The 15,230-nt window shown below is 34.8% G+C and carries 12 protein-coding genes; 1 reads left to right on the top strand and 11 read right to left on the bottom strand.

Features of this window, described 5'->3' with window-relative positions; all coding sequences use genetic code 11:
• Positions 1–573 precede the first annotated feature (573 nt).
• The 5 genes from CLV00_RS16195 to kdpB all read right to left on the bottom strand — a co-directional run bounded on the left by CLV00_RS16195 (position 574) and on the right by kdpB (position 7,590).
• The gene (locus CLV00_RS16195) at positions 574–2,310 is read right to left on the bottom strand and encodes an ATP-binding protein (RefSeq protein ID WP_099716137.1); all 1,737 of its coding nucleotides are present in this window, start codon (positions 2,308–2,310) and stop codon (positions 574–576) included.
• Positions 2,311–2,418: 108 nt separating this feature from the next.
• Positions 2,419–3,546, bottom strand: coding sequence for a histidine kinase (locus tag CLV00_RS16200; protein WP_099716138.1), 1,128 nt, complete (start codon positions 3,544–3,546; stop codon positions 2,419–2,421).
• Between the two features lie 101 nt (positions 3,547–3,647).
• On the bottom strand, positions 3,648–4,730 hold the full coding sequence (locus CLV00_RS16205; RefSeq protein WP_099716139.1) for a porin: 1,083 nt from the start codon (positions 4,728–4,730) through the stop codon (positions 3,648–3,650).
• A gap of 156 nt (positions 4,731–4,886) precedes the next feature.
• Entirely contained in the window at positions 4,887–5,441 is a 555-nt protein-coding gene (locus tag CLV00_RS16210) for a K(+)-transporting ATPase subunit C (RefSeq protein ID WP_099716140.1), read from the bottom strand.
• Positions 5,442–5,532: 91 nt separating this feature from the next.
• Positions 5,533–7,590: a potassium-transporting ATPase subunit KdpB gene (gene kdpB / locus CLV00_RS16215; RefSeq protein WP_099716141.1), complete on the bottom strand. Its 2,058-nt coding sequence runs from the start codon at positions 7,588–7,590 to the stop codon at positions 5,533–5,535.
• Positions 7,591–7,674: 84 nt separating this feature from the next.
• Between kdpB and CLV00_RS16220 the strand changes: the two genes are divergently transcribed.
• Positions 7,675–8,037 (top strand): four helix bundle protein, encoded by a 363-nt coding sequence (locus CLV00_RS16220; protein WP_099716142.1) that lies wholly within the window; start codon positions 7,675–7,677, stop codon positions 8,035–8,037.
• Between the two features lie 76 nt (positions 8,038–8,113).
• Here CLV00_RS16220 and kdpA read toward each other — a convergent pair whose 3' ends face one another.
• The 6 genes from kdpA to CLV00_RS16250 form a co-directional block, all read right to left on the bottom strand.
• Positions 8,114–9,832: a potassium-transporting ATPase subunit KdpA gene (gene kdpA / locus CLV00_RS16225; RefSeq protein WP_099716143.1), complete on the bottom strand. Its 1,719-nt coding sequence runs from the start codon at positions 9,830–9,832 to the stop codon at positions 8,114–8,116.
• A 109-nt stretch (positions 9,833–9,941) separates the two neighbouring features.
• Complete coding sequence (gene kdpF / locus CLV00_RS16230; RefSeq protein WP_072975519.1) at positions 9,942–10,019, bottom strand: K(+)-transporting ATPase subunit F; 78 nt, start codon at positions 10,017–10,019, stop codon at positions 9,942–9,944.
• Between the two features lie 132 nt (positions 10,020–10,151).
• Positions 10,152–10,433, bottom strand: coding sequence for a hypothetical protein (locus CLV00_RS16235; protein WP_099716387.1), 282 nt, complete (start codon positions 10,431–10,433; stop codon positions 10,152–10,154).
• A 163-nt stretch (positions 10,434–10,596) separates the two neighbouring features.
• Positions 10,597–11,934, bottom strand: coding sequence for a sigma-54 dependent transcriptional regulator (locus CLV00_RS16240; RefSeq protein ID WP_099716144.1), 1,338 nt, complete (start codon positions 11,932–11,934; stop codon positions 10,597–10,599).
• A gap of 338 nt (positions 11,935–12,272) precedes the next feature.
• Positions 12,273–12,794 (bottom strand): DUF3347 domain-containing protein, encoded by a 522-nt coding sequence (locus CLV00_RS16245; protein WP_099716145.1) that lies wholly within the window; start codon positions 12,792–12,794, stop codon positions 12,273–12,275.
• Entirely contained in the window at positions 12,791–15,229 is a 2,439-nt protein-coding gene (locus CLV00_RS16250) for a zinc-dependent metalloprotease (protein ID WP_099716146.1), read from the bottom strand. Before CLV00_RS16250 ends, CLV00_RS16245 begins: the two co-directional genes overlap by 4 nt.
• Position 15,230 lies beyond the last annotated feature (1 nt).

Below are 15,230 nucleotides of genomic sequence, written 5' to 3' on the forward strand. Positions count from 1 at the left end.
CATTTAATAGAAATTCTAAAGTAATATTTGATGTAAAATAGCATTTAGCAACCCTATTTATCTAGCACGAAAACCCAAAATCAAAACATAATTCAGCTTCAAAAAATAAATAAAAAACCGTAGCTATAATTTTGAAAAAATAAGTAATTTTGACTTGAAAATAATTTCAAAAACAGTACACTAAACAGTACACCAAACCGTACACTTTTTTAAAAAATATACCTTTTAAAGGCAAAAAAGGGGTTAAATTTCGTAGGAAAATTAATTCATAAACCTGAGGTCCCGAGTTCAAATCTCGGTCTCGCTACCAAAGCAAAAACCCTAACATCAATATGTTAGGGTTTTTTATTGAAATTATATTTCGAAAATACCGACTGCAAATGGCTCAAGTGAGGAAAATGAGTGAGGGATTTTATAAATTGAGATAAAAAAATCAATAAAAATTAAACATTTTAATTTTCAAAGTCATTTTTCAATCATCGGGAATCTGGCAGATTCTTAGACTATTTGATTTTTGGATTGTTCAATTTTAAATCTTCAACATTTTTTTTAAATAAATCTATTTCAAAAATTTTAAACCGCATTCAATTTAAAGTAAAAAGCGCTTCCCAATCCCAATTCACATTCAACTCCAATAGTTCCACTTTGTGCTTCAATAAATTCTTTACTTATTGCTAAACCTAAGCCTGTTCCCGATTTATTGCTTCCTGGAATTTGAAAATACTTATCAAAAACTTTGTCTTTATACCTTTTATCAATTCCTTTTCCACTATCTACAACTTGAAACACTACTTGGCTGTTTTCTCTTTTGAGTTTGACAATTATTTTACTTTGATTTGAAGAGTAAGTTATAGCATTAGTTAGAAAGTTAATTAATACCCAGCCCGTTTTTTCACTGTCAGCTTTTACATCTGGCAATTCATCTTCTCCATCAATAATTAGTTCAATTTCCTTTTGATCGACTCGAACTTTTACAGCATCTATAGCATATTTTACTATTTGATACGGGTTACTTTTTTCTATACTTAAATGGATATTTCCTGTTTCTAATTGCGCCATATCCAATAATTCACCTGTAATTTTTAAAAGTCTTTGGCTATCCTCTTTTATGCTCTCGATTAACTGCTCTTGCTCTTCGTTTATTTTTCCGGTTTCCGGTTTTTCTAATAATTGTAAACTTAATTTTATGGATGCAATTGGAGTTTTTAATTCATGTGAGACCGTCGCAATAAAATTTGTTTTGGCAAAATCCAATTCTTTAAAAACGGTAATGTTTCTCAAAATAATCACATCACCAATAGTGGTAGTTTGGTCATCACCTGTTGATTGTATCGTAATTGTTACTGTTTCTTTCTCGAAATAACTCTCTTTTCCATCTGCGAAAATTTTCATGGGAAGCGATTTTTGTCTTGGGTTTTTAATATCGCTTTCTAATTCTTTTATAATTAATGAGCGCATCAAATCATTTGTCAAAGCCAAAGAAGAAGCTAGTTCACCAATCACATCTTCTGATTTCAATCCCATAATTTTCAAGGCTTCGTCATTCGCAAATAATACAAGACCATCATTATCCAATCCAATAATCGGGTCATGCATATTATTAATCAGTGTTTCCAATCGTTTCTTTTCAAAAGATAGTTTATGTAGGTTGCTATTACTGTATTCTTCCAGTTTTTGTGCCATCGTATTGAAGGATTTGGCCAAATCGCCATACTCATTATGATTCATAAAATGAACGCGTTCAGAATAGTTTTTATTCGCAATTTCTTTAATACTAGCGGTAAGCTCTTTTATTGGATTGGCAATATTATTAGGCAAATTCACTAATAAATTGAACGCAATCAAAAAACAAAGTGTTCCAGTAACGGCTATCCACAAATTAGCGGTTTCAGCAGTGTGTTTAGCAATATCACTTTTCTCTTTTATCGCAATCATATTCAATTTCATGATTTCGAAAATGTCCTGACGTATTTGACTTTTTATGTTTTCATCTGTTCTGTTTTTTTCTAAAAAATCAAAACTTTTTTGCAAATTATACGTCACTTTATCTTCCCCGATTTCTGTGATATTGGCAATTTGATTCTTAAGATTCGTTTCAAAAACAGCAATTGCCTTTCCTTTATCGACATTAATTTCATCTAATGAAAGAAGCATGTTCCGAGAATATTCTAAGGTATTATAATTCGCTTTCAGAATGTTTTCGGTATCTTTTTTTATCGAAAAAATATAAAACGAAGCTATTATTGACAAAATAATTATCATTAGAAAAAGCAGCCCAACACCCAGGTTTAATTTAGTTTTAATTTTCATCGTGTCATTGCGAGAAATGAAGTAATCCCATCCTCTTTTATTTAATTCGTTTTTTATTTATCACTACTATTTACGGCTATAAATTTGTGAACTTGCGGCTACATTCTTTTATGACAAAATCACTAAATCAACTTTTGATAACGAAAGACTATTCAACAAGCGTCTGAAAATTGTTGTAGACAAAATTACTTTAAATAAATTGAAGTGTGGTTTTCCTATGCAAACCGTTGTAATGTTTTTTTGCTCCACAATTTTCAGCATTGCATTTGTAATATTAGGATTTTGAACTTTAATCACTTCTGCTCCAAGTTGTGTGGCTAATTTGAAATTATTTATCAAATGACGCTGCTTGTCCAATGCAATTTTATCACTGCTTTCTTTTGGTGTTTCCACATACAGAACAGACCAATTACAATTGTAATAACTAGCCAAACGAGCTGCTTTTCTGATTACAATTTTAGCAGTTTTATCATTACTGCTAATGCAAGCCAGCAGTTTTTCATGTCTAAAAGCACTATTATTTGGAACTTCATTCTCTACTTTTCTAAGTACCTGACCCGCAACTTCCTTTAAAGCCAATTCTCGCAATTGCAAAATCTGATCTGATTTGAAGAAATTATTCAAGGCAGTCTGAATTTTATCCACAGTATAAATCTTCCCCTCTTTCAATCGCACAATCAAATCTTCTGAAGTCAAATCAATATTCACCACCTCATCTGCCAATCGCAGAACATTATCTGGAATTCGCTCCTGGACATCTATATTGGTAATGCGTTTTACATCTTCGTTCAGACTTTCAATATGCTGAATATTCACGGCCGAAATCACATTAATTCCCGCTTCCAAAATCTCCAAAACATCTTGCCAGCGTTTCTCGTTTTTACTCCCCTCAATATTTGTATGCGCCAATTCATCAACAATAACCACTTCAGGACGTAAATTGATAATGGCTTGCACATCCATTTCCTCGAGTTGTTTGCCTTTATAGAAAAGTGTCCTTCTTGGAATTACAGGCAAACCTTCTAACAATTCATGGGTTTCTTTGCGAAAATGCGTTTCGATATACCCAATTTTTACGTCAATACCTTTTTTCAACAACGTATGTGTTTCCTGTAACATTCGAAACGTTTTACCCACACCGGCACTCATCCCAATGTAGACTTTAAACTTTCCTTTGCGTGATTTTTGGATTAAATCCAGAAAGTGCTTAACGTTATGTTCTTTTTCTTGTTCCATTGTCTGATAGAATGAAAAGTAAAAAGCAAAATGTGAAATGTTTGTGATTGACCTCATCTCTCTTTCACTTCTCACATTTTACATTTTACATCTTCCTTTTTTTAAAACGAAATCGCTAATGAAGTCGTTAAAAATAAATTCTCATTACTAGGCAAATTATCTTTCAAAAATACCGCATCCTTACTATTCAAATTTCTGGCTTCTACTCTAAACATTACATTTTCAGTAACCAAATAATCAAAATTAGCGGAGAAACCATAGGTTTTAAATCCGTTTGGCGTTCCCGTGGCAATGATTACCTCTTTTTCGTCTTGGTAATATTCGCCTCTTGCTGCCAATTGAATTTTAGCGGTTGGTTTGTATTGCAAAATCAAAATTGGTGAAAACCATACATCATATTTATCACTTTTATGGACTGATTGTTGTGACCCAATATCAAAACCAGACACAACACTTGCTTTTTCAGACACTTTAAACAATACGTAAAAATTATTGAAATAACGCCATTTTCTGTCATTGTTCGGTTGCTCATTTCCAACATAGGTACTCCAGTTCAACGTTGTTTTTGAATTGGGTTTATAGCTTACTTGTGTCCCAAAAGCCGGCGTTTGGTTTCCTTCTACTTTCTGAATGCGTTGCCAACCGTTCAAATACATCGCAGCCAAATACCATTTTTCTGATTTCGAAGTATAGCCAATTTTGACTCCCGTTTCATAATACGGAGAGTTATCCGCCAAAATACTTCTGGTCAGCGTCATGCAATCTTTACCAATGGCACTTTCAAAACCAATATGTGACGGCATAACTCCCGCATCAATCCATAAATTTTGATTTTTAGCAATTTTAACTCCCACATTGGCTTCATATACATTTTTCAATAAACCTTGTTCTGTTGCCAAATTATATTCGCCATACGTTCCAGCCATTAGAGCAAAATTTCCGCGAACATTGTCTTGCGAATAATTCACTTTTGCCAATCCTAAATTCAAATTGACCTCATTATGTTTGTTATGACTGTAAAAAAATCCGGGTCTGACGTGATTGTCGGGTTCGCCAAAATCATAACTGTAATACGTTTCTATATAACTCGAAAACGTGAAAGGACTTTTCTCTTTCCCACCTTCTTGAGCATTGATTGTTGTAAATCCGAAAGCTAATAAAGCAGAAACTATTAATTTTCTCATTGTTTTGTCATTGCGAGGAACGAAGCAATCTCATCCTCATTATTTATATTAAGAGCTAATCCCGCTATCATTCCAAATCTTTTGTTTTTTTAAGGAAAAAACAAAAGGATTTTCCCTTCTATCGGGGCTAAAAAATTTGTTCTATAATTTATTTTTTTATTTCAATTCATCCAAAGCTATATTCAACTCCAAAACATTTACAGTTGAAGTTCCCATAACTGTTGGCACATTGATTTTACTTTCTACCAAAGCTTTTACTTTTTCTTCTGATAATTTTCTTGCTACCGCCACTCGTTTCACTTGAATCAACGCTCCTTGTGGTGAAATATTCGGATCTAAACCACTACCGGAAGCCGTAACCATATCCGATGGAATTTCTTCTTTTCTCAAATAAGGATGAACGATTAAAAAAGTATCAATTCTTTTTTGGACCAAAGCCAGATAATCTGCATTGCTGGGTCCTTTATTACTTCCGGCACTTCCGGCAGCATTATAATCCACCGCCGATGGTCTTCCCCAAAAATAATTTGACTTATCGAATTTCTGTCCAATTTTTTGATATCCTACCACTTTTCCGTTTACGGTAACCGTTTCTCCTTTTCCTTTATTTGGAGCCAATTGTGCTATCCCAAAAATCGCCATGGGATAAATAACAGCAAGCAATACCAGCATGAATAGTGTGAATTTGAGTATTGAAAATATATTTTTCATGTTTTTAATGTAAAATGTTAGTTGTAAGATGTAAGATGTTAGTTGAACTGTAATTTTTACCTTTCACTTTTTACATCTCACATTTCACTAATTAAAGAAATAACGCCACAATTAAATCAATCAATTTAATCCCAATAAAAGGAACAATTAATCCACCCAAACCATAAATCAATAGGTTTCTTTTCAAAATAGCACTCGCGCCAATTGGTTTATAGTCGACCCCTTTTAAGGCCAGCGGTATCAATATTGGAATAATAATCGCATTGAAAATTACCGCCGATAAAATGGCACTTTCCGGGCTGTGCAAACACATAATATTCAATCCTTCGAGTGCTGGTATAGCCGTGATGAAAAGTGCGGGAACAATGGCAAAATATTTGGCAACGTCATTTGCAATCGAGAACGTAGTAAGCGTTCCTCTAGTCATCAACAATTGTTTCCCGATTTCTATGATTTCAATTAACTTGGTAGGATCATTGTCTAAATCGACCATATTTCCAGCTTCTTTTGCAGCTTGAGTTCCGCTGTTCATGGCTACACCTACATCGGCTTGCGCCAAAGCGGGTGCGTCATTAGTTCCGTCGCCCATCATCGCTACCAGTTTTCCGTTTTGTTGCTCGTTTTTGATGTAGTTCATTTTATCTTCCGGTTTGGCTTCGGCAATAAAATCATCAACACCTGCTTTCTCAGCGATGAATTTTGCTGTCAAAGGATTATCACCAGTAACCATCACGGTTTTTACTCCCATTTTTCGCAATCGGTCAAAACGTTCTTTCATTCCCGTTTTGATAATGTCCTGCAATTCTATAACGCCCTGAACGATACTATTTTTAACTACAACCAATGGCGTTCCTCCATTAGAGGATATTTCGATTACTTGTTCCGCTGTATCCTCCGGAAATGCATTTCCGGCTTGTTTTGCAATATTTTTTACTGCATCCTGCGCGCCTTTTCTAATATCCGTTCCGTCTTTTAAGACAACACCACTGGTTCTGGTTTCAGCAGTAAACTTGATAGTGTGTAAAATGTGAGAAGTGAGTTGTGAAATGTCGGACTCTATTTTACCGTTTACATCTAACATTTTACTGAGCTCAATGATGCTTTTCCCTTCCGGTGTATCATCGGCAAGCGAACTTAAAACTGCCGCCTTGATAAAATCGCCTTCAGAAACTCCTTTTGAAGGATAAAAACGGGTTGCTTTTCGGTTTCCAATTGTGATTGTTCCCGTTTTATCCAAAAGCAATACATCAATATCTCCGGCAGTTTCCACTGCCTTTCCTGATTTAGTAATTACATTGGCACGCAAGGCTCGATCCATTCCTGCAATTCCAATTGCAGAAAGCAAACCGCCAATTGTTGTTGGAATTAAACAAACAAAAAGGGAAATGAAAGCCGCAATGGTTATTGGTGCATTTGCATAATCAGCAAACGGTTTTAAGGTCACACAAACAATCACAAAGATTAAAGTAAAGGCTGCCAACAAAATCGTTAAGGCAATTTCGTTTGGTGTTTTCTGACGGCTTGCTCCTTCTACCAAAGCAATCATTTTATCCAGAAAACTCTCCCCTGGCTCATTGGTCACAATAACTTTAATTTTATCCGATAATACTTTTGTCCCTCCGGTAACTGATGATTTATCACCACCAGCTTCCCGAATTACAGGAGCACTTTCTCCCGTAATCGCACTTTCGTCAATTGTAGCTAAACCTTCGATGATTTCACCGTCTGTAGCAATTAAATCGCCTGATTCACAAACGAAAACATCTCCTTTTTTCAATTCAGATGAACTAATATTTTTGATTTCTCCATTAGGCAAAATTTGTCTCGCCGGAGTTTCTTCCCTTGTTTTTCTTAAGCTGTCAGCTTGTGCTTTTCCACGGGCTTCAGCGATAGCTTCGGCAAAATTGGCAAACAAAAGCGTTGCTAATAAAATTAAAAACACTATGAAATTATAAGCAAAACTACCTTGATCCTGTGCGCCAAACAAAATGGCAATACACACAGCAAACATAATCGCTGTACCGATTTCTACGGTAAACATTACCGGATTTTTGAACATTATTTTCGGGTTAAGCTTCACAAAAGACTGCACCAAGGCATCTTTTACCTGCTTCCCTTCGAATAATGAATTGGATTTATTTTTAGTCATTTTCTTATTAGTAAAATGTTAGATGATAAATGTGAAATGTCATAAGATTGGATATATTTGATATTCATTTAAAATATTTAAAGTATGAAGCCACATAAAAATTTGAATTCTTGGATTAAAAGTTTTGAATTCGTCAAAGAAATTTATTTGGTTACAAATCAATTTCCCTCAGATGAAAAATTTGGATTAACTTCACAAATTAGAAGAGCTTCCGTTTCAGTTCCAGTAAATATTGCTGAAGGTGCTGCAAGAAAAGGCACGAAAGAATTCATCCATTTTCTGCATATTTCATTAGGTTCTTTATCTGAACTTGACACTTTGCTTTTATTGAGTAAAGAATTAAACTTTATCAATGAAAAAGAATGTGAACAACTGATTGGAAAATTAGACATCATAGGAAAACTCATTTATGGATTAATTAAAAACCTCGAAGGCAGATTACAATAGTTGTAAAATGTGAGTTGTTTTTTTGTGAAATGTGAGTTGTGAATATTATTACATTTTACATCTCACTTTTTACATTTTACATTGAAAAATATTCCGCCAATGGACCTAAAGCCAATGCAGGAAAGAACGATAAAGCTGCAATAATGGCGATTACAGCAAAAACCATCACACCAAAAATGGTCGTATCTGTTTTTAAAGTTCCTGCACTTTCCGGAATATATTTTTTATTGGCTAATAATCCTGCAATAGCCAATGGCCCGATTATAGGAATGAAACGACTCAATAACAAAACAATTCCTGTAGTGATGTCCCAAAACGGATTGTTATCTCCCAAACCTTCAAAACCAGAACCATTATTCGCGGCACTTGATGTATATTCGTATAGCATTTCCGAAAATCCATGATGCCCCGAATTGTTGAGCCAGCCAGTTGCATTTCCGTTAAACCAATAGCCCATCGCCGTATCATGGGCAGCAAAATAAGAAGCCAAAGCCGTTCCTGATAATATCAATAATGGATGAAGAATGGCAATAAAAGCAGCTATTTTGACTTCTCGAGCTTCGATTTTTTTTCCCAGAAATTCAGGTGTTCTTCCCACCATTAAACCTGAAATAAAAACAGCGAGAATAATGAAAATATAAAAATTCAACCAGCCGACACCGCATCCGCCATAAAAGGCATTGACCATCATAGCCAATAATTGCATGGAACCTGAAACTGGCATCGAACTATCGTGCATACTATTGACCGATCCTGTAGAAATTACGGTCGTAGCAATACTCCAAAATCCAGAAATAGCGGGTCCAAAACGGACTTCCTTGCCTTCCATAGCTCCTGTTGCTTGGGAAATTCCCATTTTTTCAATGGCTGGATTTCCATTCAATTCTGATATTACAGTTGGGATTACCAATAGCAAAAAACCAATGGTCATTACTCCAAAAACTACATAGGACAATCTTCTTTTTTTGAGATAAAAACCCAGAGCAAAAATCATTGCAAACGGAATGATTAATTGTGCCCATAATTCGACCGCATTCGTAAAATAAGTAGGATTCTCTAATGGATGCGTTGAGTTGGCTCCAAAAAATCCACCACCGTTGGTACCAATATGTTTGATGGCAATAAATGCTGCGGCAGGACCACGAGAAACGGCTACTGAATCTCCTTGTAAAGTGGTAATCGCATCTTTTCCTTCAAAAGTCATTGGTGTTCCGCTGAATAACAAAGCGATAGCTACAATTGCTGAAAGCGGCAATAAAATACGAGTACAACTTTTGATAAAATAATTATAGAAATTACCTAATTTATCGGTAGTTCTTTCTTTCATTGCATTGAAAACCATGGCGGCGGCGGCCATTCCTACACCTGCAGAAACAAACTGCAAGAACATTAAGAACATTTGTGATAAATAAGAAACGCCGCTTTCGCCTGAGTAATGCTGTAAATTACAATTTACAACAAACGAAATGGCTGTATTGAAAGCCAAATCAGGTGACATATTTGGGTTATTATCAGGATTTAAAAATAAAGATCCTTGGAATAATAAAATGAAAAAGCAAAGGAAAAACCAAACCATATTGACACTCAATAGTGCTTTTAAGTGTTGTTTCCAGTTCATTTCTTCGGTAGCATTGATACCGCTGATTTTGAAAATAAATTTTTCAATTGGATTGAAAATCGGGTCAAGGAATGTTTTATCTCCTATAAAAACTTTAGCAATATATTTCCCAACGGGAATAGCTAAAATTATTGAGAGAATAAAAATAATGATGACACCAAATAATTCTGTGTTCATAATTTGTTGTTTTTTTTGTGAAATGTAAATTGTAAAATGTGAGATGCGTAGTACTGTAGATTTTTCGTCTTCTTACTTTTTACAATTCAAATTTTACTTTTTACATGAATTAAAACTTTTCAGGTTTGATTAATACATAAACCAAATAGCCGAAAACAGCTATTGAAATAATAAATAGTGCAGTCATAGTTTAGATTTTTTCAAAAAATTCGACGGATTTAAAACAAATCGCAAACAGCAAAACGGCTAATGCGAGTAATAGAACAGTGATTAACATAGATTTTAGATTATTGGATTATTAGACAATCGATTTGCCTCATTATACTCCTGAAGCATTGATTTGTTTAATGTATTCTGCTTTCAACGATTTAGGAAAAAGATTTGAAATACTGCAATGGCGTAATTCCATAAAAGAAGAAACTGAAAAAAGATAAACATTGGAAATAGCGATTTTTGTTTCGTTGCTTCCCGTTATCAATAATTGTTCAGCAAGTGCTAAACATTTTTTTGCCCTGGAAATATTTCCCGTAATAATTGCAGTCTTGGTGATCTCGGCAAAGCGTTCTGCTTGTTTGTAAATCGTATTGACTTGATTTTTCATAAGAATGATTTTTATGTTCTTCATCGCTTATGCCAAAATGTATTCCAAGAAAAATAAAAATTTGTAAGTGATTGTTAATTTAGTCTTTATGATTCCCAACTAAAAAAAGACATAAAAAAAGCCTATCAAAATGATAGGCTTTTCTCAAAACAATAGGTTTCTGTTATATGTTATATTCGTCTAATTTTCTATAAAGCGTTGCAATTCCTATTTCTAGTAAACGTGCCGTTTCTGCTTTATTCCCTTTGGTGTAATTTATAACTTTCTGGATGTGGAGTTTTTCAATACTTTGCATCGAAAAAGCCGACATCGTCTTATTGGAATTATCTTGCTGATGCTGAATTTCATAAGGCAAAACATCTTGCGTGAGGCTTAAATCATTCGCTAAGATAACGGCTCGTTCAATGACGTTTTTTAATTCTCGAATATTTCCCGGCCAATGATATGTTTGCAATTTATGAAGGAATTCTGGATCAATAGATAAGGTTTGCTTGTTCGTTTTAGCTGAAAATTGTTTTACAAAATACTGCGCCAATGGAGCAATATCCTTTATTCTTTCCCGTAAGGGCGGAATTACAATCTCGAAAATATTAAGTCTAAAATACAAATCAGAACGAAAATGATGCGCTTCACTTTCGGTTTTCAAATTTCGGTTTGTTGCTGCTATTAGCCTGAAGTTTGATTTTTTGGGAGTCGTATCTCCTATTTGAATGTATTCATTAGTTTCTAAAACCCGTAACAATTTAGCTTGCAATTCCAATGGCATTTCGCCAATTTCATCTAGAAATAAAGTTCCTCCATTAGCCTCTTCAATAAATCCTTTTTTATCTTTAACAGCTCCTGTAAAAGCACCTTGCTTATGACCGAATAATTCACTCTCAAGGATTTCCTTGCTGAAAGTGCTACAGTTTAGTGCTACAAATGATTTTCCGATGCGGTTACTGTTTTCATGAATTGCTTGCGCAAAAACTTCCTTTCCTGTTCCTGTTTCTCCTGTTAAAAGAACTGTTGAATCTGTTTTAGAAACTTTTTGGGCCAAATCAATTACTTGCTCCAATCCTTTAGATTTTCCAATAATGGTATCAAATGAGTATTTATCTGAGATTCTTTTTTCGAGTTGTTTGACTTTTTTTTGCAATTGCACCTTTTCCAATGCTTTGTACAAAAGCGGAATGATTTTATCATTATCATCCCCTTTTACTATATAATCAAAAGCTCCGTTTTTCATGGCTTGAATCCCATCGGAAATTTTCCCGAAAGCTGTCAATAAGATAACTTCTGTTAATGGAAAACTTGTTTTCATCTTATGAAGAAATTCAACACCATTGCCATCTGGAAGTTTGACATCGCAAAGAACGACATCAATATCTTTGCTTTCCATTTTTTTGAAACCCGATTTTAAATCCGATGCTTCAAAAACTTCAAAACCTTCAGATTTTATAATTCTAGCGAGAAGTCCACGAAGTTTTTCTTCGTCGTCGATGATAAGTATATTTTTCAAAACAGGCTCTAAATAAATTTAATAAACAAAATTACATCTTTGCCTCTTTAGAGAGGTCATATCTTCTAATAAATTTTTATTAATGCAGTTTTAAATTTTAATGTTTACACTATACAAATCTCGATCTCGCTACCAAAGCAAAAACCCTAACATCAATATGTTAGGGTTTTTATGTTTAAAATTTGTAAAATTCTTCAGACCTCAACTCCAGTAGTGACGAAAATAGTTAGGTCAATATAATGCCTTTCGAGAATACCATGAGTTGAATGTGATGATAAAATATCTGTAAAGAGCTTTTTTAGATAGTTGACAACCTGAAAAACAAACTACCTTACTTTTTATAAACTTGCTTTCACTTCACCGCAAGTCAACATGTTTTTTGGATAATAGGGATTTTTGATTTCCATACTATCACTTAACCACATCGCGCTTGTCATTGGGCATACCTGCAGATGTAATGTGATATCAGCAGCCTTGAATTTGGGTGCCATATTCCAAAATTTCACAGAAAGTAATTCGAAAATTTTACGCTGCTTATTGATGTTTTTAGTTGATGAAACTTCTGTTGCAAGTTCTATAATTTCCTTTCTTGTTTTCGTAGCCTCGTTCATTTGTTCAAGGTTTAACTTTTTAAACTTGAAGTTTTTTAATGAATTCTGTAATGCAGTCGCATTTACAACAACTGCCAGACTATCTGAAATCAGCAAATTATTCTTTAAAGCCAGGTAATTGTTTGTGATTTCCTTTTTATCTGCTTCGCGTTTTGCTACTAATTCGGGAGTAACTTCTTGCTTTGATGTTAACTGGGCTTGCACCAAACAGCTAAAGCAAATTAATGCTATAACTAATATATTTTTCATATAGTTGTTTTATTTATTTTTGAAACTATTTTATCTATTTCTATCAAAATCCCTTCCAAATGTTCTTTGTTTAGACCTGTTGTTACACTCATTAGCTTTGTAACATCAGTTCTTAATCTTAAAAGATGTTGCTTGCTGTATAACGCCACATCACTGCGTTGTGCTGCATTTAAAGCTTTACCGGGTTCTACTTCTTTAGGTAATAACAGCATGTTTAGCTTATCAATATAGCTACGTTGCAGACCTCGTCTGTAAAAATCCGATTTTTCGTTACCACTAAATTTTACCCACACGGTTTGTTGCAAATCGTTTAGAAACTCGGGAACAGTATAAGCTCCTTCAAATTGCATTGCTTTAAGACTGATATTGTAAAGCATACCAGAGCTTAACAACATATTTAGCACTTGATTTTGCTGATCTGATATTTCGTCTGCGGTTTTCAAAGAAATCAGCTGACTAATCTCTTGCGGATACATCCATAGAGGAGCTGCAAACAATTGTCTGCCTACGTAATCGACAGCCGCTTTAACTTTTGCTTTCGGAATAGGCTGATAAACCAAACCTTTTTCATCAACAGTTCTTTTGGTTATGTAGTTATTACCAATATATTTCAGCACATGATACAAGTACACCCCATATTGTTTTACAACTGCTTTATGCATATCTGATAAATTATCATACCCATCGTTAGGCTGGTAAGTCCATTCAATAAGATTAGGCACTACACGCTTTAGATTTTTAATTCCATAATCACTGGCAAGCACCGCATCATCACCAAGATCTTCTGTTTGGCTGCGTGGATCTTCTTCTTTTCCTTCGCCCCCAAACCATAATTTAGGATTAGCGGTCAAACTATCAGTCGTTAACTTGCTGAGTAATTTCTCTTCTTCAAACTCATCTTTAGCGTTTGGAAAATAGCCATAACCCCACTTAATCGCCCATTTGTCATACATACCAATACGCGGATAAATACCCTCTGGACTAATATTGTCTTCTGGCTGTGCAACATAGTTAAGACGGGCATAATCCATTATAGAAACGGTATGACCATTTGCTTCCACCCATTTTTTATCCCTGAGTTTTTCTACCGGAGTGGCATTGCTGGCTCCCATGTTGTGGCGTAAACCAATGGTATGTCCAATTTCATGAGAAGAAACAAAGCGAATTAATTGCCCCATTAACTCATCATCTAAGTGCATTTTTCTGGCTCTGGGATCTAAAGGTCCTGCCTGAATCATATACCACTTTTGTACTAATTTCATCACGTTGTGATACCATCCCACGTGACTTTCTATGATTTCTCCACTTCTAGGATCGCTCACCCGTGGTCCATAAGCATTAGGCGTTTCTGAAGCATAATATCGTACTACAGAATACCGTGCATCTTCCAGACTCATCGTCTTATCATCTTCCGGCCATTCTTTACCAACAATAGCATTTTTAAAACCTGCGGCTTCAAAAGCTTTTTGCCAATCGTTAATCCCTGCAATTAAGTAAGGTCTCCATTTTTTAGGCGTTGCAGGATCAATGTAGTAGACAATTTGTTTTTTTGGTTCAACCAATTCGCCTCTTTCGTATTTTTTAATGTCTTTGTCTTTAGGTTCCAGACGATACCGCTGAACGATATACTTGGCTTGGGCACGCTGCTCATCATCATCAAACAGAACATATTTATTGGCGAAATAACCCACTCTTTCATCAGCAAAACGTTTGCGCATTGGCGTTTTTGGAAGCAGTACAATTGAGGTATTTAATCGCAGTGTTATGCTACCGCTACTCGCCGTAGCATTTGTATACGTTTTTGTAGTTTTGACCTCAATGTTAATAGGATAGACATCTATAGTCTCGATAAACGATTTATCATCTGCAAGAGTCGTTAGTTTTTTATCCGTTTTCTCTTGGCTCGCCAAAGAGAACATTGGATTATCTTTCTTGAAAGCATCTGTTACATCAATGATACTATTTTTCGTATCAGGATTGATTGCTTTTATTGGAAAGGCTGCAACAATTGGATTTTCGTTACTTCCAGCCAATGCTTTTGCTAACATCGAATCTGCATTGCGGACATCTTGCTTGTATTGCAATGACCTCAAGAAAACGGTATTGTTAGCTCCTTTCTCAAAGTAAATCGTTTGCTCATTAGCTTTCTCACCACCAAAACGCCCCATGCCTTCAGGAGTAGAAAGATACCTGGTTACCACCAGCATATATCTATTAAACAAACTGTCCGGAATTTGAAAGAAAAACTTATTATCAACCTTACTAATAGTAAAGAGACCTAATTTACTTTTAGCGCTTTCATTGATTACCTTACTGTAGGGCTGTATCCCTTTTGGCTGGGTACTGATACTATCCGCTTTCTTTTCTTGAGTTTGTGCAAAACCATGCTGCTGTCCTGCAACGAACATGATTATTAATATAAATAATTTCTTCATT

This window comes from Flavobacterium sp. 11 (assembly GCF_002754315.1).
Lineage (GTDB): Bacteria > Bacteroidota > Bacteroidia > Flavobacteriales > Flavobacteriaceae > Flavobacterium > Flavobacterium algoritolerans.